A 21,784-nucleotide genomic window follows, 5' to 3' on the forward strand; every position below is an offset into this window, starting at 1 on the left:
AGCCAAGCGGCCGTAAGTTACTGTCTGAGGCTATCTTCGCCGTGCAAACGCATCGGTGGCCTGGGCTGCGGCTCAGGCCCGTTGAAAGACCTCGGGAGGGGCTGATGAGACTATTCTCGAATGTGTCCGCACGGCGTGTGGGCGCGGTGGCGACGGCGCTGCTGATGGCTGTCGCTGGTTTTGTTGTGGACGGAGGTGCTCCGGCCGCGGCTGATGTGAATGGCGGTATTGCCTTTGCCGATGCCACGCTGAAACACACCTACTCCGACGGGAGGCCGCTGAAGCGCGACAATGTGTGGGTCCATGACTATCTGGAATTCAGCGTCAACTATGACGCCACCAAAGCCAATCCCCAGCCCGGAGACTCCTTCACGGTAACCCTGCCGAAAGCCCTGAAACTGCGCGATGTGGACGTCAAGAAGCCGCTGCTCAATGGCGAGGGAACCGCGGCCGGTGAATGCGCACTGGCGAATCCCGCAGAGGGTCCCCGGATCACCTGCGTGTTCAATGACGCCATCAAGGACAAGGTCGATGTCAAAGGCACCCTCAAGGCAAACTTGTACATCGCTGACACCACCACCGAGAACTCCGTCGGCATTGATTTCAACGGCAAGGTGACCCCCGTCCCGCTGCCCTATGGGAAGCCGATCATCAAACGTCCCGCCAGCCGTTGGCAGGCCCGCAAAGAGCCCGCGAAATACTCCGAGGGTGTCTCCTCGACCTCGACGGCGATCAACTGGATTATCAACGTCCCAGGCGACTGGGCGAATGCGAACTACGCGGCCGGCAAGCCAGTCGAGATCGCCGACAACCTCACCCCCGGAGTCCTGTTCGTCAGCCCCAAGAAGAGTGCCTCCAGCCTGCTGGAGTATTGTCCGGACCCAAGCGATCCGCGGGGATACGCGACGCGCACCGTCGCCGACTCCGCAGGTAAAAGCGTGGACGGTTTCGCCTCTGACCTGAGTTGTCGCAGTTTAGTGACCCAGGATTTTCTCGATTATTGCTGTGGTGTCGGGGGTTATGTGGGGTTGGGCGGTGATGGTTTGACCGGCGATTTGGATGGTGACTTGGCGTAGGGGTCGTAGGGTTCGAATCAGTCGTTTGATGCTGATGCCGGTGGTGGTTTGGAGCTGGCGGGCGATGGCAAGAGCGGTGAACACGATGGTGAGGTGGGCTTCGATCGCTTCGGCTTGGTGGTGGAAGATTGGCCTGGCTTTGAGGTCGTGTTTGGACATCCGGAATGATTGTTCGATGTTCCATAGGTCGTGGTAGGCGTCGATCACTTCCTGTCCTGGCATGGCGGTTATGGGAATGTTGGTGACGTAGCCTTTCAACCCGACCAGTTGTTTCGCTCGGGTCAGCGCTTCCTCGTTGAGGACAGCGGTGCCTTTGCTGGTGGTCACGAACCGTGGGTTGCGGGCGGTCTTCTCGCCGGCCACGACGGCCCGGGCCTTGTTCTCCTGCGCGGTGAGGGTTCTACGGTCGTGGAGTGCACGTTTGTGGCTGTAGTGCCATACAGCCCGCCACGAATGCGGATACCGGATTGGATCCCAAACCGGTTCGGCCCGTTCCGTAATGGGGTTGGCTGTCTGGGCCCTGGTGGTTTTATCCCTAGGGGTGATCGTGTCGATCAGTTGTCCGTCAGTGAACGCGTCCCCTATGCCAGCGGAAATGTTTGGCGAGGTCACCCGGGGCTTTGACCGGGCGGGACCCGACAATGAACCCCAATCCCGCCTCGTGAAGTGTTTGGAGGTTGGTCATCGACAGCATGCCGGCGTCGGCGACCACCACCACTTCGCCGAGCTGGTGTCGGGTCGTGAACTGGTTGATGATCGGGATGATGGTGTGGGTTTCGGTTTTGTTGCCTTCCCAGGAGCCGATCTCCAGCGGGAACCCATGGCGGTCTACGAGAAGCCCGACGATGATTTGCGGATCGACGCGGCGTTCCTTGCTGTATCCGACCTTGCGGAGCTTGTCTTCGTGCTCGACCTCGAAATGCAGGGTCGTCACGTCATACATCACTAGTGTCACGTCTCCGTCTCTGGTGGCGTGGCCGTAACAAGCCGCAGCCAACTGGTCTCGGTAACCCCGCCTTGCGATCCTGGCCAGACAGCGGTGCATCGTCGCCCGGTGCACCGGAACAATCCCGAGCTCGGTCAAGACCCGGGCACTGTCCAGCATCGATGTCGGCTCGACCAGGCGGGCCAGCACGAGCTGGAAGAACGCCTCATCACCGACCACGTCGAAACCCAACGCCTTCCAAGTAGCCCAGACCACCTCAACCAGCAAAGCGGAACTGCTCCCAGTGACCACCGCAGGCTGCGTGGGTGTCGCTGCGCTGAAGTCCAGCATCTGCTGATCTGGTGGGACCAGCTTGGCCCGGCCAGCGGCCATCAACACAGCCAGCCCGGCCTCGTCATGGGCAGACCCGAGATGCTCGATGATCCGGTTTTTGCGGCCTTCCTTGACCACGATCTGCACAGCTGTCGCCCCGGAAGCGGTCTTCACCTTCCGCAGAAACGGGCTCACCTACCAGATCCTACCCCCCGATTAGTGACCCACACGACACACCCAAAACGCCCTGACAAGCACCAACACAATCCACAGACACCAACCCAACCTCAACTGCGACAAGTCAGGTATGACCTGAAGGTCGAGCGGGACCACAACGTCACCATCACGGGCACCGGGAAATGGCGGGCGGGCTGCGAGTACCACTTCCGCCTGCAGACCACCTTTGCCGGTGGCAAGACCATCGACAAGGCCACGACTTACGAGAACTCCGCCACCTTCGTCGGGCTGGACAAGACGGTCAGCGGATCCCGGAAATTCATGGAGTCGTTCAGCGGCACCGTCCAGTACCGCGACGGATTCGGCGGCTTCAAGGTGAGCAAGTCGGTGGCGGGTGATGACGCCGATCTGGTGGCGGACAAGACCTACACCTTCGACTACACATGCACCGATGGGCAGTCCGGGGCTGTGGAGGCCTCCGCCAAGGGCGGCGCGGTCATTGTGGACAAGCAGTTCCGTGAGGGCACCACCTGCACCGTCGCTGAGTCCGGCCAGCAGCGTGAGGGCTACGTATGGTCCGGTGAGGCCTCGAAAGACGTGACCATCGTCGCAGGCCAGGCGACAGAGGTCGCATTCGTAAACACCTATGCCAAGGCCAGTGACCCGCAGACCACGCCGACCCCTTCGCCAACGCCGGCCCCTTCGCCGACGCCCTCGGTGGCCGCCCCGAGTCCGTCAGCCATTCCGACTCCGTCAGCGGCCACCCCGCCGGCATCGGATCCTGCTGACCCGGCGCCCAGCGGGAAACCGGTGAGGCCAACCCTACCGAAGACCGGCCGCTGATACGGCGCTGATACCTTCAGCAGGCATGACCACTGACCGTGGGCCCGGCGACACCGGGTCCACGGTTTCTTGCTTTCCGCGCCGGCTTCTCCTGAGCGCCCATCCCGATTGCGGGGCCGTCGGAGTTGCCTGGCTGGTGGATCGCCACTATTCTTCTCAGGTCCGGTCCCCATCGTCTAGCGGCCTAGGACTCCGCCCTTTCACGGCGGCAACACGGGTTCGAATCCCGTTGGGGATGCCAGGGAGACTTCTTGCGGAGTACCCCTGAACGGGTGGCCAAGCGGTCGGAATCCCCGATTTCCCAAAACCGGGGAGTACCGCTAGAGTTACCCGGGCTGGCAGAAAACCAGTAGGCCATAAATTGGCCCCGTGGCGCAGTTGGTTAGCGCGCCGCCCTGTCACGGCGGAGGTCGCGGGTTCGAGTCCCGTCGGGGTCGCTGGGTGAGCTATAGGCCACCCACCGGCCAGGTAGCTCAGTTGGTAGTAGCGTTCGCCTGAAAAGTGAAAGGTCGCCGGTTCGACCCCGGCCCTGGCCACCAGATATGACTCCGCCCCGCGATAATGCGGGGTTTTTCAGTATCAAGCGAACCAATTCGCGAGGCTCAGTCGGTTGTGGAGGGGATTCTCAGGCCCTTCGAAGTGCATCCTGGATGGCGCTGCTCGGTGGTGACTGTGTCGCTTTCGCCCCGCGCAGCAGGTCGAGTTGCATCTTCACGTACGCCGGGAACTCGCGCAGCTCCCCCTGGAGGTAACGATCCGGCCAGTTCTGCTGGGCCGTAACATCCCCCACCCCGATTGCGTCGACCCCCAGCGACCGGCAGGTGGTGATAGTGCGTGGCAGGTGGTATGCCTGCGAGACCACCGTCATCTCCCGCACCCCGAACACGTCGCGGGCCCGAATGCAGGAGTCGTAGGTGTCGTAGCCCGCGACGTCCTGCACGATCCTGCCCGCGGGGATGCCCCGGGCGATGAGGTAGTCCTCCATCACCTGGGTCTCGTAGTTGCTCTCCGCGGTGTTGGCCCCCGTGACGAGGATCACCTTGCCCCTGCCCGAGTTGAACAGATCGACGGCGACATTCAGGCGGGCCGCCAAGAATCCCGACGGACGCCCGGGGTCTGCCTTCGCCCCCAGCACCATGATCACGTCCCGGGCCGGGACGTGATCGCCCGCCCTGTAGATCCGGTCGGCGCTGCCCGAGGCCACCATGATGACCCCCGACAGGACCGGGCCGAGCGTGACGGCCAGGGCCACGGCCGCCGCCACCTCCAGACGGCGGTGACGTGGGCCGCCCGCCCTCTTCTCGAGTGGGCTCATCGCCGGTTTTCCAAGTACCAGGACACCAGCGCCCGGGTGGAACCGTCCTGCCTGGCCAGGGCGTGGGCGTCGCCGAAGACCGCGGGGGCGATCTCCAAGGCCAGTTTCTTGCCGAGTTCGACGCCCCACTGGTCGAAGGAGTCGATGCCCCATACGATTCCCTGCACGAACGTGATGTGCTCGTAGAGGGCGATCAGCTGTCCCACCACCGACGGCGTCAGCGCAGGAGCCAGGATCGACGTGGTGGGCCGGTTGCCGGAGAACACCCGGGCCGGGACGATGTCCTCCGGGGTGCCCTCAGCTCGCACCTCCTCCTCGGACTTCCCAAACGCCAGGGCCGCGGTCTGCGCGAAGAAATTGGCCAGGAACATCCCGTGGACGTCCACGTCGCCGTCCTTGACCGCATGCGGCGGGTTGGCCACGGCGATGAAGTCGGCGGGGATCAGCTGGGTGCCCTGGTGGATCAGCTGGTAGAAGGCGTGCTGGCCGTTGGTTCCAGGCTCTCCCCAGAACACCTCGCCCGTCTCGCATGTCACAGGCGAGGCATCCCAGCGCACCGACTTGCCGTTCGATTCCATCGTCAGCTGCTGCAGGTAGGCCGCGAAGCGGTGCAGGTACTGCGCATAGGGCAATACCGCATGGCTGGTGGCACCCAGGAAATTGACGTACCAGATGTTCAGCAACCCCATCAGCAGTGGGACGTTGCGCGATGGCTCCGCGGTGCGGAAATGCTCGTCGATGGTGTGGAAGCCATTCAGGAACTCACGGAACCTCTCAGGACCGATGGCGATGACCACGGGCAGGCCGACGGCCGAGTCCACCGAGTAACGGCCGCCCACCCAGTTCCAGAAACCGAAGGCGTTGACCGGGTCGATGCCGAACTCCGCCACCCTGTCCAGGGCTGTGGAGACGGCGACGAAATGCTTCGCAACGGCCTCGTTGCGCGCCTCGGAGGTGTCTGCGATGGCGCCCTTGGCGACCAAGGCGTCCAGCAGCCAGGTGCGCGCCATGCGGGCGTTGGTGAGGGTCTCCAGAGTGGTGAAGGTCTTGGAAGCGACGATGAACAGCGTGGTCTCCGGATCCAGGTCCGCTGTCTTGAGGTAGCAGTCCGTCGGATCGATGTTCGAAATGAACCGGCATTCGAGGCCGGCCTGCCTGTACGGCAACAAAGCCTCGTAGACCATCACCGGTCCGAGGTCGGAGCCACCGATGCCGATGTTGACCACGGTCCTGATCTGCTTGCCGGTGACCCCGGTCCACTCGCCGGAGCGCACCTTGTCCGCGAAGGCGAACATCTTGTCAAGGACCGCGTGGACGTCGGCGACGACATCCTGGCCGTCGACCACCAGCTCCGCGTCGCGAGGCAGCCGCAGCGCGGTATGCAACACCGCACGGTCCTCGGTGGCGTTGATGTGCTCGCCTCTGAACATCGCGTCCCTGCGACCTGCCACGTCCGTCTGCTCCGCGAGGCGCAGCAGGGCCGTGATGACGTCGTCGTTGATCAGGTTCTTCGACAGGTCCACGTGCAGATCCCCAGCGGAGTGCGTGAAACGAGAGGCCCGGTCCGGGTCATCGGCGAAGGCGTCGCGGAGCCCCAGGTCGGCAGTGTCAGCGAGCTCATCCAGCTCTTCCCAGGCAGTGGTGGTGGTGGCGTCAACCGGCTTGATCATGCCCCCAAGAGTAGACGGCGACGTGTTCAGAACGTCACCGCGAGCGCGGGACAAGCGCGGAGGGCCCCGGCGTGCTGGCGCATCGATATCTGTGCGCCCGGGATCCTCTAACCTTTGGCTGAAGGCCGGGATCGGTCGTTAACCAGCTTGTGCAGCGTGGCTGCTTTCTTTCGACCGGCTGAACGTGAAATATGTCTCTACGAGGCAATTCCATCGCGCTGGGAGGTTTTCGCTATGAGCGAACCCGACACGACGATAACAATGAGACAGGTCCTGGGGAGGGTGCCCTCTCCATCCCGTCTGCTGCGAGGAATCAGGGCGCATGTGGTGTTCCTTTTTCTGTGCGGGGTGCTCCTTGCCGTAGTGATTCCTCAGTCTCCCCGGCTTCCCGGTCTGTGGATTGGATGGTTGTTATCGCTTTGTGCGGCTGGGGTTTTGCTTTGTATGCGACAGGCCCAGCCTGGGATTGACGATCGTGAGGTCGACATGATCCTCGCCGTCACTGCTTTGGGCGCGGGGATCTGGACGCTGCGCCAATGGCCTGGCGTTGGCAGCCCTGTGGCGGTCACCGCGGCATGGCTTCTCTGCTTGGCTGCTTGCTTGCTGATGCTGAGCGGAACCAGGGCCATGATGTGGGTCTGGCCTGCCGCCCTTCCCGCATTGATGTGGCTGTTGCCTCCGCCGGGCAACCTGATCACCATGGCCGCTGTCGTCGTCCTGTGGGCCGGTGCCGTCGCGCTGGTGGTGACCCGCCGGGGCTGGGCGCCTGAGGGTCAGCTGGGGCCTATCCCTGCCTCTCACTACGTCACAGTTGGCGTGGCGCTGGTTCTCGTTGCCGTCCTCTCAAGGATCGGAGTGGTGTCATGACTGCGACAATGCCCAGACGCGCCCTCGGCCAGGGCGCGCTCCTTCCGCCCGGAGAAGCCCCTGCGCCTTTCCCCGATTCAGAATTCGTAGCTCCCGACCAGGCGCTTGATGTGGCCTGCCATGCCTTGGAGTACCGTTCCCCCAAGTACTCAGCCCATGCGGTGCTGGCCCGTTGGCAGCGGGTGCTTCTGGTCATCTGCTTTCTTGTTCTCCTGGCCGGCCTGATTGTTGCCCCGGGAATCACCGGTGTCCTGTTGATCGGGCTGTTGACCTGCTCATACCTCTGGGCGCTGGTTTTCCGCCTTCTGATATTCAAACGCGGAGCCAGGGGAGGGCAGCTGATAAAGATCAGCGACGAGGAGGCACGGTCATTTCCGGAGAGCGAGCTTCCGACCTACACGGTGCTGGTCCCGGTTTTCAGAGAGCCACTCATCGGAGAGCTGGTGGAGGCCCTGGAGCGTATCGACTATCCCCGGGACAAATTGGACATCAGGCTTCTGCTGGAGTCCGGTGACACTGAGACGATCGACGCGGCCAGCAGACTGAGGCCCCGAGCGCACCTGACGGTCGTCCAGGTGCCGAAGGCCGATCCGCAGACGAAACCGAAGGCGTGCAACTTTGGCCTCCTCACGTCGCGAGGAGAGCTGTGCACCATCTACGACGCCGAGGACCAGCCCGACCCGCTCCAGCTGCGCAAAGCCGTCATCGCACTGCACCGCCTGGGCCCTGCCTATGCCTGCGTCCAGGCCCGCCTGGGCTTCTACAACTCACGCCAGAACCTGCTCACCCGCTGGTTCACGCTCGACTACGGCACCTGGTTCAGCAACATCCTGCCGGGCCTGGTGGACATCTGTGCCCCTATCCCCCTGGGGGGAACCTCGAACCATTTCCGGGTCGCCGCGCTCAAGGTCGTGGGTGCATGGGATCCGTGGAACGTCACCGAGGACGCCGACCTGGGACTCAGGCTGCGGCGGGCCGGATATCAGGTCAGCGTGCTCGACTCCACGACCCTGGAGGAGGCCAACCCCGACCCCATCAACTGGATCCGGCAGCGTAGCCGCTGGTACAAGGGATACCTGCAGACCTTCTTGGTGCACATGCGGTCACCTCGGCTGATCACCGACCAGCTCGGCTGGCGATCGGTCGTGGACATGGCGGTCTTCGTCGCCGGCACTCCGCTGCTCAGCGCGCTGAATGGGGTGTTCTGGATCCTCACCATGATCTGGTTCACCTCCCACTCCGAGCTGGTGGCGGGGCTGTTCCCACCCGGTATCTACCACCTAGGCCTGCTCTGCCTGGTCCTGGGCAATCTCTGCATCATGTACATGAACCTGTACACCGCGCGCACCATGGAGCGGCCCGACCTCCTCGTGGCGGCCCTGCTGGCGCCCGCCTACTGGGTGCTGATGTGGGTCGCCGCGGTGAAGGCCATCGTCCAGCTGGTCCGCAACCCCTCCTACTGGGAGAAGACCGCCCACGGTCTCCACCCCGAGGCCACCCCGCAGGTGGCTTCCAGCGCACCTGTCCCCACCGTCCCCAGGCAGGAGCAGGCATGGCAGTGAGGAGGCAGCGTTCGTGGATCTCCGACGACGGGATGGTCGCCCTCCTCACCGGTGCCCTGTACCTGGGATTCGGGATCTGGCTCACCAGCCAGGACCTCATCTTCCCGGACGCGATGAGCCGGGTGGCCAACGGCTATTACGTGGTCTTCAGCCGCGACCCGCACCTGGCCGCCATCGGCTTCGTCTGGAACCCCCTGCCGTCGCTCTCGACGATTCCGCTGCTGCTGCTCTCGCCGCTGGTGCCGGTGCTGGCATCCAAGGCATTTGCGGGAACCATTGTCTCTGTGTTCTGCGGGGCTCTCGCGATGGTGCTCTTCCGCAGGTTCCTGGCGCTGTTCGGGATGAACCGTGCGGGAGCGCTGATCCTCACAGGGATCCTCGCCGTCCAGCCGCTGGTGCTGATATCCGCGGCATGTGGGGCCAGCGAGTCCATGCTCCTGGCCACCGCCCTGTATGCGGCGTTGAACCTGGCCCGCTGGCTCAAGGAGGATGACCCGTGGCACCTGGTGCACGCTGGGCTCGGTCTCGGGTTGGCGTACCTGGTGCGGTACGAGGCGGTTGCGGCGGCGCTTGCCGCCAGCATCATCGTCCTTGGCATCAGCCTCTGGCGGACCCGGGGCGGCCGCCGCCGCAAAACCGTGGCCCTCCTCGACCTCTTCCTGGTGGGCAGTCCCTTCGCGGCGGCCTTTATCGTGTGGGCGACGGTTTCACAGCTGGTCGGGCAGTCATGGTTCCAGACCTACACATCCCCGTACGGCAACAGCGCCCAGGTCAACAATGACCGCACGTCCATAGACTCCTTCACCGGTGGAGGGCTTGACGGAATCCTGGGCTACCTGAGCAGCCAGCTGTTCGCCGTGGCGCCCTTTGCCATCCTGTTCATAGTCATTGCCGTGGTGATAGCCGTGCGGCGCAGGGAGCCCGGGATCCTCGGCCCGGCCGCCATTCTCGGCGGAATCCTCGCCTTCGATGAATGGGCCTTCATCAACGGGGCGTCCTTTGGATGGCTCCGGTTCCAGATCATGGCCATTCCCTGGGGACTCCTGATGGCCGGCTACATCCTGGGGTCTATCAGGCGGGGGACGGGAAGGCTTGCGTTCCGCAAGTCAGTGGCCGTGGTGGTGCTGATCTCCACTATCGCTCCGCTGCCACTGGCCTGGTGGGCCTCACTCAACCCGCGCCTGGCGCGGGAGGAGAATCTGGCATTCGAGGTGTCGCAGGCACGCCAGTACGCCACGCAGGCGCAGGTAGCGGCATACCTCGACTCACTGAGCCTGCCCAATGGCAGCGTCATCACGGATGTCGCCTACTCCTTCCCGATCGTCCTGGCCAGCCGCAACCCGCACCAGTTCGTCATCACGCCCGACCGGGACTTCCAAGAGAAACTGACCGATCCGGTGGGCGGCAAGGTGCGCTACACCCTCGTAACCGATCCCCAGTACTCCCTGGCCGACGCCATTTCGGCACAGTTCCCGGGCATACACGACACTGGCGGGGGCGTGGCGACCCTGGAGCGTGAGTGGATCGACGGCCGCGGCACCATATGGCGACTCTACGCGTTCAACGGTGCGCATTGAGACGCTGACAATAGACGCAGCCCAGGGCGTTAGGGCCCTGGGCGCAGGGGAGGATACTCCGCGACGCGTAGCCCGCGGGTTCCCCGCGTGGGGTCAGCCGACCACGGAGATGTGGACGTGGTCGTAGTGGTTTGCGGTGGCGGAGCCGCGGTCCGACATGGAACGCCATCCCTCCGATGAACGTTGGGTGGTCCAGATCTTCTGGGCATGGATCACCTCCATGACACCGAGTTCGCTGGCATGCTCACGCAGCCACCGGGCGATCTCCCAGGCTCGGTCCCCGGAGACCATCACGTCGATGGCCCGTCCCTGCCCGTGATACCCGGACTCGTTGCGGTAGCCGCCGTAGGTCTTTACATCCGGGAAGGTGGCGCAGACCTTGCGCAGCACGGAGACCGACTTTGCGGTCAGCCCCGACTCGATGCTCTTCGCCGACGACGAGGAGCAGGTCCCTGAGCTCTCGGACTGCGCCGACGAGGAGGAACTCGGCGAGGACGACGTCGGCGAAGCGGAAGGGGTCTCCGGCTTCTCATCAGAGAGCAGGTCGGACTTCACCCAGCCCGCCCGGCCCTTGTAGGAAACCTGCTGCCAGCCGTTGGTGGAGACATCCGTCACAGTCAGCGCGATGCCGGCATCAAGCGTGGTCCGCACGTCATAGCTCGACCCGGGGCCGGTGCGGACATTCGCAGACGAGACGATGTACTTCTCTCCCACCTTGTTTCCCAGCTCCGATGGGTCGAAGGTATCGGTGGGCGTTGGGGTTGCGCTCTCGGAGGTGCTCTCCGGCGTGGGAGTCGCCTCAGCCGAGGTTGCCTCGGTACTGGGCGCGGTCGGCAGGGGTGCGGGGGCGCTGGCGTCTGTCTCACTCGATTCCGATGGCGAGGGCAGGGGAGTGCGCTCGTTGCCGCGGCTGACGCCCAGGTTGACGTCGCTGTAGGTCGGGTCTGCCACCTGGTCAGAGTTTCCTTTGCTCGAGATGGCGAAGGAACCTGCGATGACTAGGCCTGAAAGTGCTATGGGAGCTATGAACTTGCCGAAGAGGCGTGGTCGCTTGGCCCCCCGTCGTGGGGAAGAAACGGCGGAAGGGGTGATGTCGAGGATGTAGTCTTCATCCCCGTCCTGGAAGGCGCGTCGTGCCTTTGCCATGGGTCCCCTCATTTCTTAGAATTTCCTGAACTTCTCTCAGGATAGGTGGTGGTTGCGGATTGCACAAACCTCGTGGCAATAATGTCTGAGCGTCAGACGTATCATCTCATACGGCAGGCGCCAGCGGTCGCGACCTTCCCCGGCGGGCCGGGAGGTCTTCACAGGCGCAGGAAATGTGATCCTGGACCCTGTCCTGTCGTAAGTTCGTGGTGTGGAGACCGAAGAAGGCGGGCGCCATGACACCTCAAGGTTCTTCCCGGTAGTCTGCGAAGGACCCACCGTAAAAGGAAGCTGAATGACTTCACCGATCGTGCGGGCGAGCCGACTGGCCATGAGTCTTCTCTTGGCCATCTTGCCGGTCCTGCTCCGTCCAGGCGCTGAGGCCTGGGCGGACCCAGTCCCTACCCAGATCCAGGCTGCCGTCGAGGCGAACATGACAGGCCAGGTCAACGCCACGGGGGTCCTGAGCGACGCTGCGGGCCAGGGGGTTGGTAACGGGCAGCTGACGGTCTCTGTCGGCGGCCAGGCGGTGCATACCGCCAACACCGGCGCAGACGGTGCCTTCTCCATGCAGTTCAACCTGCCCGCGGACAAGATCGTGGGGCCCCAGGACCTCGTGATCTCCTATGCGGGTGACGGCGCCCATGGCGCGTCGTCGCACACTTCCCGGATCGAGTTTCCGGCGCAGGGGAGCACCGCTGTCACCTTGGAGATCGGCTCCACGAATGTGAATCCAGGGGATGTGGTGAATGTCTCAGGGAACGTCAAGACGGCAACCGGTGGCGCTGTGGCGGGAGCCACCGTGACCTTCGCTTTCGAGGGAACGCAGCTCCCGGAGTCCACCGTCGTGACGGATGCGGGCGGGAACTTCAGCACTCACGCGGAGATCCCGGGCACGGCTGCGATCGGTTCCGGCAAGCTGGTCGCGACCTTCGCGGGCGGTGGCAACCTGTCAGCCGGGTCGGCGGAGCATGTCTTCACCGTCGACGAGCCGGCGGCGGAGAGGAGTCCCACGTTCACTCCCGCCGAGACGCCGACAGGGGCCTCCGCGCCCGCGGCTGCCTCCTCGATGACGGCGTCGCCGACAGCCACCCCGTCGTCGACGGCCACCGCGACTGAGGGTGGCCGGAAGGACTTCCCGGTCATATGGTTCCTGGCCGGAGCCGTCGTCTTCCTGGCCGCTGGGGCGCTGACCCTGCTCGGGCTCGTGGTCCGCGCCCGGCGCCGCGAGGCAGATGAGGGCACGCTCGGCTTGATCGGCGACGCGTCGGAGGACTCGCAGGAGTTCGAGCTGAACCTTGAGGAGCCCAGGCCAGCTGAGGCCGGGCCCACCGAGAAGTTCACCCCCGGCCCCACCGAGGTGATCACTCCCAGGCGGGCGCCTGACCCTGTTCAGGAGCCCCAGGCCATGCCGCCTGCCTGGTTCCGTGAGGGGCCAGAATCCGCGCCGGTCGCGCAGCGTGCCCACCGGGCCGCGAGCGAGAGCACCCCAGGTGAGGACTGGGATGACTTCACCGAGGCGGAGATCACCCAGGTCCGCCCGCGGCACAGCCCCAGGCCGCGTCGCGGCATGTGATGCGCCTGTGTGCTATGAACCGGGTGATACCTCTTAACCCCGGAGATTGCGGCAGCGGTCACGCAGGGCCGCCAGGTCGCCCCCGGTGAGGGCGTCGCCGAGCAGGTGCCTGCCTATGCAGACGGCGGATGCGCCGGCCTGCAACCATTGCTTCGCCGTGAAGGCGATCAGGCCGTCACGCGGCACCACCCGCTCGATCAGCCCGAGGCTGCGCAGGTGCTCTGCCATCGCGGGGCCGACCACTTCAGCCGGACGCAGCTGCACCCCGGTGACCGGCAGTCCCAGCGCTGAAACCACCTCGCCGGGCGTCATGGCCGAGCCATAGCAGGCCACCCCAGCAGCCCTGGCCGACGCCGCCAGGTCCGCACCGGTGAAGTCGGGCAGGAGGAAATCAGCGCCCAGGGACGCGGGCTCGGCAGAGGTGTCTATGGGTCCGTGAACACCGATCCTGATCCGTGTCCCGTAGAGCGCGGCGAGCTCCTCAAGAGCGGGCAGCCCGGCAGGTAGGGAGAGATTCGGTACGCCTTCCTGGGCCAGTACCTCGATGACCCCGATGAGATCGTCCAGGGAGGCTTCGTCCAGCAGTGCGACGACACCGGTCAGGGGAGCATCAGACATGGGGCAATCATGCCATTGCGGGGTGTTCACCGGGCGTGGCGTCCTTAGACGCTGGTCAGCGGGTAATTTTAACGCGACGCGGAAGCTCCGGACGGGGCTCCGGATAGGAATGTCCTGGTGGTGTCCCACGGGGTCGCGGAGCCTGTCCTGGAGCCTCTCGCGCGAGTGGGTTCTGACTACTCACGAAGGGCAACACGACCCCCTTGCTGAAAGTCGATCACTCTTCAGGCAGGCCAAAGGGCTGGCAAGGGGGATTAGTCGTGGTTAACGGTTCGGGTGAGAATCGATTATTCGCTGTTAACACGAGCGCCAATTAGCTTCCCTGTGGGGAGCGAGTGCGCTAGTGTAGTTCTCGCCGGAACGCAGGACACGTAGCCTGTTCCCCCCATCTGGGCAGCGGACCGCGTAGCCGGCTCCCGGTTCGCCGGGACCCAAGGACGCCCGCGCCCGCCCGAACCCCCCCCATCGGACGGGCGCGGGCCTCTAGTTTTCACCAGACTTTCGCAACCCCCGCTCGTGTCGCATGATGGAAGTTCGTCCACGGAGGCGGCCGATGGGGTAGGCGGCGCGCCAAGGTAACCAGCTGAAACGTCACCAGGACGTAGCCTGAAGCCAGGCGGACTACAGCCCAGGCACCGCATCCCGGAGGTGAAAACCAGCGGACCTCCGGTCCGCGCCACTAGTGTGAGTCCATGAGCAACTGGCTGGGCGACCTGCTATCCCGGATCCTTCGCGACCTCGTCGCCCAATTCAGGTCTGACGTGAAACGATCGCACCGGGCCAGCGGCACGAGGCGGCGCGGTGCGGGGGCATCCGGCAACAGGGCAGGACAAAGCGGCAACAGCTCTCAGCGGGCTGGCGACCCAGCCCGCGGCGGATACCCCGGCGACTTCAAGGGAACACCCCGGATCACCTACTCCCCGGCCCCGGGGAATGAGGCCGACCCAGGCGAGGTGGTGTGGACCTGGGTGCCCTACGAGGAGGACCACAGGGAGGGCAAGGACCGGCCCGTGCTGATCATCGGCCGTGACGGCAACTGGCTGCTCGGCCTGCAGCTCACCTCAAAGGACCACGACCGTGACGCCGCGCAGGAGGCACGCAGCGGACGGCTCTGGATGGACATCGGCACGGGGGAGTGGGATCCGCAGCGACGTCCCAGCGAGGTGCGCCTGAACCGGATCATCCGCGTCGATCCTGGCGGTGTCCGCCGGATCGGGGCGGTCCTCGACCGCGATATCTTCGACGCCGTCGCCAGCGCAGTTCGTCCGTGAGAACCGCCGACAGGCGGGAATTTACGTGGGATCATTCGGGTTGACCCATTGGAGGCTCGATAAGGGAGTCTGTGACCCAATCCAGGAGGGTTCTTGATAACCGTCACCGACCTGCGCAAGGTGTACAAGCAGTCCGGCCGTGAGGTACGTGCCCTCGACGGCGTCTCACTGACGGTGCCTGAGGGCAGTGTCCACGGCATCATCGGCCACTCCGGCGCCGGGAAGTCCACCCTGGTGCGCTGCCTGGCGATGCTGGATCGTCCCACCTCGGGACGCATCGAGATCGGCGGGGTGGACCTGACCAGCGTCCACTCGGCTGCGCTGCGCAACGCACGCCGCCGCCTCGGGCTGGTGTTCCAGCACGCCAACCTGTTCGACTCCCGCACCGTGTGGCGCAACATCACCTACCCGCTCGAGATCCAGGGAACCCCCAGCCAGAAAAGCCGCGAGCGGGCCCATGAGCTCCTGGAACTCGTCGGGCTGGCGGACTCCGCCAACGCCTACCCGGCGCAGCTCTCGGGCGGGCAGCGGCAGCGGGTGGGCATCGCGCGGGCATTGGCGACCAGCCCCGCCGTGCTGCTGTGCGATGAGCCGACCTCCGCCCTCGACCCGCGCACCACCGACGAGATCCTCGACCTGATCACCGGGCTGCGCTCCCAGCTGGGATTGGCCGTGCTGGTGATCACTCATGAGATGCATGTGGTCAAACGCGTCTGCGACTCGGTCTCGCTCCTGGAGGCGGGACGGATCATCGAGTCCGGTCCCCTCACCGACGTGATCCGCAGCCTCGATGGCTCTTTGTCGCAGGCGCTGTTCGGCATCCCGCCACACGACCCCAGCGCCGAGGAGGGCGGGAACCTGGTCGACGTGCTGGCCTCCGGCAGCACCGCCGACCGCCCGGTGGTGGCGCTCACATCGCAGCATTTCGGGGTGACGATGCCCATCGTCGCGGGCAGCGTCGAACACCTGGCGGGGATCACGTTCAGCCACCTCAGGCTGCGCGTCCCAGACGGCACCGACCCAGATGCCGTCGTCGGGTATCTGCAAGAACTCGGGGCCGATGCCCAGCGGACCCCCGAGACCGCACTGAATGGAGCCAGCTGATGCCTCTGCTTGAACTGAGCTTCAACGAGATCCTCCAGGCTCTCGATCCCGCGATCAAGGAGACCTTGATCATGGTTGGCATGTCGAGCGTCGCAACCGTGCTCCTGGGGTTGCCGCTCGGGGTGGTGCTGTTCACCACGCAACGCGGCGGGATCATCGCGAACCCGGTGCTCTCGGTCGCGCTCTCGACCATCGCGAACATCACCCGGTCCATCCCCTACGCCATCTTGATGCTGAGCCTGATCCCGTTCACCCGCTGGCTCGTCGGCTCCTCGATCGGTCCGCAGGCAGCCTGCGTCTCCCTGACGATCGGGGCCGTGCCGTTCTTCGCCCGGCTGGTGGAGTCGGCGCTGCGCGACGTCCACTCAGGCAAGGTGGACGCAGCCCATGCCATGGGCTCCACCCGGATGCAGACCATCACCAAGGTGCTGCTCCCAGAGGCTGCGCCATCGCTGGTGGCGGCTGTCACGACGACGGTGGTCACCCTGGTCGGCTACTCCGCCATGGCGGGGCTGATCGGCGGCGGCGGCCTGGGGCGCCTGGCGTACAACTACGGCTATCAGCGCTTCGAGCCAACCGTTCAACTGGTCACCATCGCGATTCTCGTGGGAATGGTTCAGCTCATCCAGGTGTTGGGAGATGTAGTGATCCGTTACGTCGACCATCGCTGATGGGGCTTCGGCGTACCACGACAACGGTGGCCAACTCGTGGTTGGCCCAGAAAGGACGCACCCAGAATGCGTAGATACCTCTCCCTGCTGGCGGGCTTGTTGGCCGCCACCCTGGCGCTGACGGCCTGCGGCTCCAGCGGCTCAGGCGACTCCGGCACCACGAAGGTGACGGTCGGCGCCAGTCCCGTGCCACACGCGAAGATCCTCCAGTACGTCCGCGACAATCTCGCCAAGGACGCCGGCATCGAACTGGAGATCAAGGAGTTCGACGACTACGTGCTCCCCAACTCCGCGCTGAATGACGGCTCGCTGGACGCCAACTACTACCAGCACCTGCCCTACCTGGAGAACGAGATGTCCCAGAAGGGCTACAAGTTCACCCACGGCGCGGGCATCCACATCGAGCCTCTCTCCGTTTTCTCCCGTAAGTACAGCGACCTGGCCTCCGTGCCTGATGGCGCCACCATCGCCATCACCAGCGACGTGTCCAACCAGTACCGTGCCCTGAAGCTGCTGGAGAAGGCCGGCCTGCTGCAGAACCTCACCAAGGACGCCACCGTCCTGTCGCTGACCGCTGAGCAGAACCCACGTGGCTTCAAGTTCGAGGAGAACCAGCCCGAGGTCATCGTTCAGTTGCTGGATGACTCCGCCATCGACCTGGCCTTCATCAACTCGAACTTCATCCTGAGCGCAGGCCTGAACACCAGCGGTGCACTGCTGGTCGAGGAGGTCGAGGACAACCCCTACGCCAACCTGCTCGTGTGGCGCGAGGACAACACCAATCCCGGAGTCCAGAAACTCGACGAACTGCTGCACAGCCAGCAGGTCAAGGACTTCATCAAGACCACCTGGCCGGAGGGCGAGGTGATCGCAGCCAAGTGATCGCGGACCGCCCCGCGCTTCCGCCCGGCTCCGGTCAGCGGAAGCGCGGTAGGCGGCCGTAGAAGATGTTTCCCGGAGTCTGATAGGTCTCCTGGGACGAGGCCCGGTGAGCTTTGCAGTACCTGAGGTAGCGGGTCGTGTCGGGCCAGAACACGAACACGGTTCCCAGCAGCGCCAAGGCAGCCCCGGGCAGCGCCCACAGATCAAACAGCAGCATCGCGACCACCGTCAGAGCCAGCGCCGTGATCGCGATGGGCCGCGACCAGCTCCAGCCGATCCAGGCCTGATACCCCGCGACGGCGCAGGCCCCCGCCACCAGCACGACGACGAGCGCCAGCACCCCTTCCAAGGTCAGCGACAGCCACTTCCCGGGATCAGGGCTCACCCACTGGACCAGATTCGCCGATGCCGGGTACGAGCTGGGGTGCACGGCGAGCCACCAGTGCCGCCCATAGACGACTGCGATGGCCGCGGCGGCCAGGCAGAAGAGCACCAGTGCCACCAGCGTGCTCCACGGCCTGGGTGGTTCTCCTGTGCGCTTGGACAGGGGGACCTCCTGGCGCAGCACCGGCAGCGGCGGCAGCGTCGCGATCTCCTTGACAGCGGGCGTGACGCCGGGCTGAAGCCCTGGGGCAGGACTAGATGGCGCTGGGCCCCCAGAAACGGGCGTTCCTGGCGGTGTGGCCTGTGGAGGGGGTATCGGATGGGTGGTCATCGTCCTCCAAGACTACTGGGCTGAGAGCGTAAGACGCCTGTGCGCCAGCTCCGCCAGGAGAGCGGAGCCGTCGGCGATCACGGAGTCATCGAAACGGCAGTAGGCCGAGTGGTTCATCGGGGCGGTCGCCGGGTCCAGCTCGGGCAGGCAGGCCGACAGGCCGATGAAGCAGCCGGGAGTCACCTCCAGGATGCGGGAGAAGTCCTCGGCAGCAGCCAGCGGATTGCTCCAGCGGGCATGCCGGTCCTCGCCGAACACCTCAGCCACCACCTCGGCGACATGGTCCGCAGCAGCGTCGTCGTTGACGGTGACGGGATACTGCTCGACCACCTCGATCTCCACGCTGACGCCGTGGACCCGGGCAATGCCCTCCAGCAGCTCCGGCCAGAGCTGCATCAGGCGTGACCGGGATGCTTCGGAGAAGGTGCGCATCGTGGCGTCGAAGAAGGCGTCCTCCGGAATCACATTGGCCGCCGTGCCCGCCTGTACCCGGCCCACGCTGACCACCACAGGGTCGAAGATGCTGAACCGGCGCGTGACCATGGCGTGGGTGGCGGTGATCATCTCCGCCAGCGCGGGGACGGGGTCGGCGGCCAGTTGCGGAGCGGAGCCGTGACCCCCACGTCCCACCACCCGGGCCTTGATCACATCGGCCCCGGCCATCACCGGGCCGGGTTTGGTGGAGAAGGTGCCCAGCGGATCCAGCCCCGCCCACACATGGATGGCCCAGGCAGCATCGGGACGCCGCCCGGCAGCGTCCAGCAGGCCCTCGCCAATCATGTGGCCACAGCCGTCGAAACCCTCCTCGCCCGGCTGGAACTGGAGGATCACATCCCCAGCCAGCTCATCGCGATGGGCTGCGAGCGCCTTAGCGGCTCCGACCAGCAATGACATGTGCAGATCGTGTCCGCAGGCATGCATGTTGCCGTTCTCCGATGCGAACGGCTCACCAGACAGCTCCCTGACCGGCAGGCCGTCCATGTCGCCGCGAAGTAGCACGACGGGTCTTTCATTGTCGCCAGGGGCCGTGCCGCGCAGCACCGCGACGATGCTGCTCAGTGATTTGCCCAGCGTGATCTCCAACGGCAGGCCGTCGAGGGCCTTTAGCACCCGAGCCTGGGTCAGGGGCAGGTCGAGCCCAACCTCAGGAATCTGGTGGAGTTCGCGGCGCAGGGCCACGAGCTCGGTGCTCAACTGGTTGCAGTACTCCCGGATACTCACGAGCACCAAGTCTTTCACGCCTCAGGCGAGGCCGCGGGCAGGGACCGTATCGCGACTCGCTCCGCTCAATTCGTCGCAAATACTGAGAAACTCATAAGATGTTCTCATGCAAGCCGTCTCTAAGCCTCACCTGGTGCGTCGGCAGTCAGCGCTGATGTTGAAATGCTCAGACACGGAGCCGGTTGTGCAGAGCCTGAGAGAACGTCTGGACCCATCAGCGGCAGACGGAGTGTCCGCTCATCTCAACCTGCTGTACCCGTTCACCACGAACCTTTCGATGGGAGACGACGACGCCCTGATCGAGGTGCTGCGCGACTTCGGGCGCTTCCACATCGACTTCACCCGCACCGGCTGGTTCGGGACCGACTCGGTGTACCTGGTGCCCGACAACACGACGGTGCTGACGAACCTCGTCACCAGGATCCGTGAGGTGTTCCCGGAATATCCGGCCTTCGGCGCCGTCCCCGAGCGTGCCGTCCCGCACGTGACCATCGGCAAGCGTGCCCCAGCCTCGGAGCTGCGGGCCGCGGAGGCCGAAGTGCTTGCGAAGCTCCCGGTCCGCCAGGTCTGCACCACCGTCGAGCTGTGGAGTGGTCCCCCGCCCGGCACAGGCCGCTGGCAGCGGCATCGCACCTACCAGCTGGGGGAGTGAATAGCAGGTCCCCGTCCCTGTGCTGGGACGGGGACCTGCTGTCTGGCTGGGCAGGGTGTCACTTCATGGAGCCGGTCTCCAGGAAACGGACATGCCAGCTGAGGGCGCTGGACAGGTCATGCGGGGTGTGCTGCCCATTGGCCTTCGTGGCGGCCAGTTTCACGTACTCGCGCAGCGGTTCCTTGTAATCCGGGTGTGCGCAGTTCTCGATGATCGCCTGGGCGCGCTGCCTGGGTGCCAGGCCGCGCAGGTCGGCCAGTCCCTGCTCCGTGATGATCAGGTCTACGTCGTGTTCGGTGTGGTCCACATGGCTGACCATCGGGGTGATGGCCGAGATCGCCCCGCCCTTCGCCGTCGACGGAGTCACGAAGGCGGAGAAGAAGCCGTTGCGGGTGAAGTCGCCCGAGCCGCCGATGCCGTTCTGCATCCGGGAGCCCATGATGTGGGTGGAGTTGACGTTGCCGTAGATGTCGGCCTCGATCATGCCATTGCAGGCGATGACACCCATGCGGCGGATTGGCTCCGGATGGTTGGAGACGTCCTGCGGGCGCAGAATGATCTTCTTGGTGTAGTCGGCAGCGTTCTCGTTCATCTTGTGTGCGGCCTCGGGGGACAGCGAGAACGCCGTGGCGGAGGCCACCAGGAGCTTGCCGGAGTCCAGCAGGTCGACCATGCCGTCCTGGATCACCTCGGTGTATGAGGTCAGGTTCTCGAACGGACCCTCCAGTAGGCCGGCGAGCACCGCGTTAGCGATGTTCCCGACCCCTGACTGCAGCGGGAGCAGGTTCTCGGGCAGGCGGCCGTGCTTGACCTCGTCGGCCAGGAAGTCCAGGAAATAGCCGGCGATGGCGCGGGAGTCGTCGTCGAGCGGTTTGAACGGGGTGTTCCGGTCGGCCGCGTCGGTGGCGATGACGGCCACCACCTTCTCCGGGTCCACCAGCATGGTCTTGCCGCCAATGCGGTCGCCCGGGGCTGTGATGGGCAGGGGTACCCGGCTCGGGGGCAGCGCGCCGATGGGGTAGTAGATGTCGTGCATGCCGTAGAGGTCTTCCGACTGCCACGAGTTGACCTCGATGATCACCTTGTCAGCCTGGTCGACGTAGGTGCGGTTCATGCCCACCGACGATGACGGCACGATCTCGCCGTAGGTCGTGATGGCGGTGGCCTCGATCACGGCCAGGTTGAGCTTGCCCAGGAAGCCCTGGGTCACCTGGTTCCCGACATGCGACAGGTGGATGTCGGTGTAGTAGGAGTCGCCCTTGTTGATGGCGGTGCGCATCGCAGGGTCGGACTGGTAGGGCTGCCGGTAGGCGACGCCGCCTGTGGCAGCCAGCGCTCCGTCCAGTTCGGGGGCGGTGGAGGCGCCGGTCCAGACGCCGACCCGGAACTCCTCTCCCTTCTCGTGGGCAGCGGTGATGCGCTCGGCGAGCGCACCGGGGAAGGCTTTGGGATAGCCAGCGCCGGTGAAGCCGGAGAAGCCGATATTCCAGCCATTCTCCACCAGGGCTGCGGCATCCGCCGCAGACATCACCTTGGAACGGAACCTCTCGTTCCGAATCCGATCTGACATATTCCCTCCTTGG

Annotated in this window: 18 protein-coding genes, 3 tRNA genes and 1 pseudogene; 14 read left to right on the forward strand and 8 right to left on the reverse strand. The window is 65.0% G+C overall.

Features of this window, described 5'->3' with window-relative positions:
• Positions 1-104: 104 nt before the first annotated feature.
• Positions 105-1,076, forward strand: a complete 972-nt coding sequence (locus tag SK1NUM_RS03225; protein WP_212325305.1) for an Ig-like domain-containing protein — start codon at positions 105-107, stop codon at positions 1,074-1,076.
• Here SK1NUM_RS03225 and SK1NUM_RS03230 read toward each other — a convergent pair.
• Positions 975-2,529 (reverse strand): annotated as a pseudogene (locus SK1NUM_RS03230) (IS1634 family transposase). The gene SK1NUM_RS03225 and the pseudogene SK1NUM_RS03230 sit on opposite strands and share 102 nt — an antisense overlap.
• Before the next feature lie 24 nt (positions 2,530-2,553).
• Between SK1NUM_RS03230 and SK1NUM_RS03235 the strand changes: the two are divergent.
• The 4 genes from SK1NUM_RS03235 to SK1NUM_RS03250 all read left to right on the forward strand — a co-directional run bounded on the left by SK1NUM_RS03235 (position 2,554) and on the right by SK1NUM_RS03250 (position 3,893).
• Positions 2,554-3,354, forward strand: a complete 801-nt coding sequence (locus SK1NUM_RS03235) for a DUF5979 domain-containing protein (protein ID WP_212325314.1) — start codon at positions 2,554-2,556, stop codon at positions 3,352-3,354.
• A 165-nt stretch (positions 3,355-3,519) separates the two neighbouring features.
• A tRNA-Glu gene (locus SK1NUM_RS03240) sits at positions 3,520-3,595 on the forward strand.
• 122 nt (positions 3,596-3,717) lie between these two features.
• Positions 3,718-3,791: transfer RNA gene (locus tag SK1NUM_RS03245), tRNA-Asp, on the forward strand.
• A 25-nt stretch (positions 3,792-3,816) separates the two neighbouring features.
• Positions 3,817-3,893: transfer RNA gene (locus tag SK1NUM_RS03250), tRNA-Phe, on the forward strand.
• Positions 3,894-3,979: 86 nt separating this feature from the next.
• On the opposite strand, the gene SK1NUM_RS03255 is transcribed toward SK1NUM_RS03250, so the two are convergent.
• Both SK1NUM_RS03255 and pgi read right to left on the reverse strand, forming a co-directional pair.
• A complete protein-coding gene (locus SK1NUM_RS03255; protein WP_212325316.1) occupies positions 3,980-4,669 on the reverse strand; it encodes a SanA/YdcF family protein in 690 nt (229 codons plus the stop codon).
• Positions 4,666-6,339, reverse strand: coding sequence for a glucose-6-phosphate isomerase (gene pgi / locus SK1NUM_RS03260; protein WP_212325318.1), 1,674 nt, complete (start codon positions 6,337-6,339; stop codon positions 4,666-4,668). The genes SK1NUM_RS03255 and pgi overlap by 4 nt, the downstream gene beginning before the upstream one ends.
• Before the next feature lie 444 nt (positions 6,340-6,783).
• On the opposite strand from pgi, the gene SK1NUM_RS03265 reads away from it, so the two are divergent.
• Genes SK1NUM_RS03265 through SK1NUM_RS03275 form a run of 3 tightly spaced genes read left to right on the forward strand, consistent with a single transcriptional unit; the run spans position 6,784 to position 10,345 of the window.
• Complete coding sequence (locus tag SK1NUM_RS03265) at positions 6,784-7,206, forward strand: hypothetical protein (protein WP_212325320.1); 423 nt, start codon at positions 6,784-6,786, stop codon at positions 7,204-7,206.
• Complete coding sequence (locus SK1NUM_RS03270) at positions 7,203-8,768, forward strand: glycosyltransferase family 2 protein (RefSeq protein ID WP_212325322.1); 1,566 nt, start codon at positions 7,203-7,205, stop codon at positions 8,766-8,768. The genes SK1NUM_RS03265 and SK1NUM_RS03270 overlap by 4 nt, the downstream gene beginning before the upstream one ends.
• Positions 8,759-10,345, forward strand: a complete 1,587-nt coding sequence (locus SK1NUM_RS03275; RefSeq protein WP_212325324.1) for a glycosyltransferase family 39 protein — start codon at positions 8,759-8,761, stop codon at positions 10,343-10,345. Before SK1NUM_RS03270 ends, SK1NUM_RS03275 begins: the two co-directional genes overlap by 10 nt.
• Before the next feature lie 93 nt (positions 10,346-10,438).
• Here the strand turns inward: SK1NUM_RS03275 and SK1NUM_RS03280 are convergent, their stop codons facing one another.
• On the reverse strand, positions 10,439-11,491 hold the full coding sequence (locus tag SK1NUM_RS03280; protein WP_212325326.1) for an SH3 domain-containing protein: 1,053 nt from the start codon (positions 11,489-11,491) through the stop codon (positions 10,439-10,441).
• 295 nt (positions 11,492-11,786) lie between these two features.
• Between SK1NUM_RS03280 and SK1NUM_RS03285 the strand changes: the two genes are divergently transcribed.
• The gene (locus tag SK1NUM_RS03285; protein ID WP_212325328.1) at positions 11,787-13,067 is read left to right on the forward strand and encodes a hypothetical protein; all 1,281 of its coding nucleotides are present in this window, start codon (positions 11,787-11,789) and stop codon (positions 13,065-13,067) included.
• A 33-nt stretch (positions 13,068-13,100) separates the two neighbouring features.
• On the opposite strand, the gene SK1NUM_RS03290 is transcribed toward SK1NUM_RS03285, so the two are convergent.
• Positions 13,101-13,685 carry a beta/alpha barrel domain-containing protein gene (locus SK1NUM_RS03290; RefSeq protein WP_212325330.1) on the reverse strand — a complete coding sequence of 195 codons (585 nt, stop codon included), beginning with the start codon at positions 13,683-13,685 and terminating at the stop codon, positions 13,101-13,103.
• Positions 13,686-14,377: 692 nt separating this feature from the next.
• On the opposite strand from SK1NUM_RS03290, the gene SK1NUM_RS03295 reads away from it, so the two are divergent.
• The 4 genes from SK1NUM_RS03295 (at position 14,378) to SK1NUM_RS03310 (ending at position 17,613) form a co-directional block, all read left to right on the forward strand.
• Positions 14,378-14,956, forward strand: a complete 579-nt coding sequence (locus SK1NUM_RS03295; protein WP_212325332.1) for a type II toxin-antitoxin system PemK/MazF family toxin — start codon at positions 14,378-14,380, stop codon at positions 14,954-14,956.
• A gap of 93 nt (positions 14,957-15,049) precedes the next feature.
• Positions 15,050-16,060 carry a methionine ABC transporter ATP-binding protein gene (locus tag SK1NUM_RS03300; RefSeq protein WP_212325334.1) on the forward strand — a complete coding sequence of 337 codons (1,011 nt, stop codon included), beginning with the start codon at positions 15,050-15,052 and terminating at the stop codon, positions 16,058-16,060.
• The gene (locus SK1NUM_RS03305; protein WP_212325336.1) at positions 16,060-16,731 is read left to right on the forward strand and encodes a methionine ABC transporter permease; all 672 of its coding nucleotides are present in this window, start codon (positions 16,060-16,062) and stop codon (positions 16,729-16,731) included. Before SK1NUM_RS03300 ends, SK1NUM_RS03305 begins: the two co-directional genes overlap by 1 nt.
• 66 nt (positions 16,732-16,797) lie before the next feature.
• The gene (locus SK1NUM_RS03310; protein WP_212325338.1) at positions 16,798-17,613 is read left to right on the forward strand and encodes a MetQ/NlpA family ABC transporter substrate-binding protein; all 816 of its coding nucleotides are present in this window, start codon (positions 16,798-16,800) and stop codon (positions 17,611-17,613) included.
• Positions 17,614-17,647: 34 nt separating this feature from the next.
• Here SK1NUM_RS03310 and SK1NUM_RS03315 read toward each other — a convergent pair whose 3' ends face one another.
• Together SK1NUM_RS03315 and SK1NUM_RS03320 are read right to left on the reverse strand one after the other, a co-directional pair.
• Positions 17,648-18,328, reverse strand: coding sequence for a hypothetical protein (locus SK1NUM_RS03315; RefSeq protein ID WP_212325340.1), 681 nt, complete (start codon positions 18,326-18,328; stop codon positions 17,648-17,650).
• A gap of 12 nt (positions 18,329-18,340) precedes the next feature.
• The gene (locus tag SK1NUM_RS03320; RefSeq protein WP_212325342.1) at positions 18,341-19,549 is read right to left on the reverse strand and encodes a M20 metallopeptidase family protein; all 1,209 of its coding nucleotides are present in this window, start codon (positions 19,547-19,549) and stop codon (positions 18,341-18,343) included.
• Positions 19,550-19,733: 184 nt separating this feature from the next.
• Between SK1NUM_RS03320 and SK1NUM_RS03325 the strand changes: the two genes are divergently transcribed.
• Positions 19,734-20,201: a 2'-5' RNA ligase family protein gene (locus tag SK1NUM_RS03325; protein WP_212325344.1), complete on the forward strand. Its 468-nt coding sequence runs from the start codon at positions 19,734-19,736 to the stop codon at positions 20,199-20,201.
• 58 nt (positions 20,202-20,259) lie between these two features.
• Here SK1NUM_RS03325 and SK1NUM_RS03330 read toward each other — a convergent pair whose 3' ends face one another.
• On the reverse strand, positions 20,260-21,771 hold the full coding sequence (locus tag SK1NUM_RS03330; protein ID WP_212325346.1) for an acetyl-CoA hydrolase/transferase family protein: 1,512 nt from the start codon (positions 21,769-21,771) through the stop codon (positions 20,260-20,262).
• Positions 21,772-21,784: the final 13 nt, after the last annotated feature.

Origin of the sequence: Arachnia rubra (genome assembly GCF_019973735.1) — a bacterium.
GTDB lineage: Bacteria > Actinomycetota > Actinomycetes > Propionibacteriales > Propionibacteriaceae > Arachnia > Arachnia rubra.

What these genes read in the sequence shown, in the direction of transcription:
- SK1NUM_RS03275 (WP_212325324.1), top strand. Translation starts at nt 8,759, where the DNA reads ATGGCAGTGAGGAGGCAGCGTTCGTGGATCTCCGACGACGGGATGGTC.
- SK1NUM_RS03265 (WP_212325320.1), top strand. Translation starts at nt 6,784, where the DNA reads ATGCGACAGGCCCAGCCTGGGATTGACGATCGTGAGGTCGACATGATC.
- SK1NUM_RS03280 (WP_212325326.1), bottom strand. Translation starts at nt 11,491, where the DNA reads ATGGCAAAGGCACGACGCGCCTTCCAGGACGGGGATGAAGACTACATC.
- SK1NUM_RS03295 (WP_212325332.1), top strand. Translation starts at nt 14,378, where the DNA reads ATGAGCAACTGGCTGGGCGACCTGCTATCCCGGATCCTTCGCGACCTC.
- SK1NUM_RS03255 (WP_212325316.1), bottom strand. Translation starts at nt 4,669, where the DNA reads ATGAGCCCACTCGAGAAGAGGGCGGGCGGCCCACGTCACCGCCGTCTG.
- SK1NUM_RS03270 (WP_212325322.1), top strand. Translation starts at nt 7,203, where the DNA reads ATGACTGCGACAATGCCCAGACGCGCCCTCGGCCAGGGCGCGCTCCTT.
- SK1NUM_RS03330 (WP_212325346.1), bottom strand. Translation starts at nt 21,771, where the DNA reads ATGTCAGATCGGATTCGGAACGAGAGGTTCCGTTCCAAGGTGATGTCT.
- pgi (WP_212325318.1), bottom strand. Translation starts at nt 6,339, where the DNA reads ATGATCAAGCCGGTTGACGCCACCACCACCACTGCCTGGGAAGAGCTG.
- SK1NUM_RS03290 (WP_212325330.1), bottom strand. Translation starts at nt 13,685, where the DNA reads ATGTCTGATGCTCCCCTGACCGGTGTCGTCGCACTGCTGGACGAAGCC.
- SK1NUM_RS03285 (WP_212325328.1), top strand. Translation starts at nt 11,787, where the DNA reads ATGACTTCACCGATCGTGCGGGCGAGCCGACTGGCCATGAGTCTTCTC.
- SK1NUM_RS03310 (WP_212325338.1), top strand. Translation starts at nt 16,798, where the DNA reads ATGCGTAGATACCTCTCCCTGCTGGCGGGCTTGTTGGCCGCCACCCTG.
- SK1NUM_RS03315 (WP_212325340.1), bottom strand. Translation starts at nt 18,328, where the DNA reads ATGACCACCCATCCGATACCCCCTCCACAGGCCACACCGCCAGGAACG.
- SK1NUM_RS03225 (WP_212325305.1), top strand. Translation starts at nt 105, where the DNA reads ATGAGACTATTCTCGAATGTGTCCGCACGGCGTGTGGGCGCGGTGGCG.
- SK1NUM_RS03305 (WP_212325336.1), top strand. Translation starts at nt 16,060, where the DNA reads ATGCCTCTGCTTGAACTGAGCTTCAACGAGATCCTCCAGGCTCTCGAT.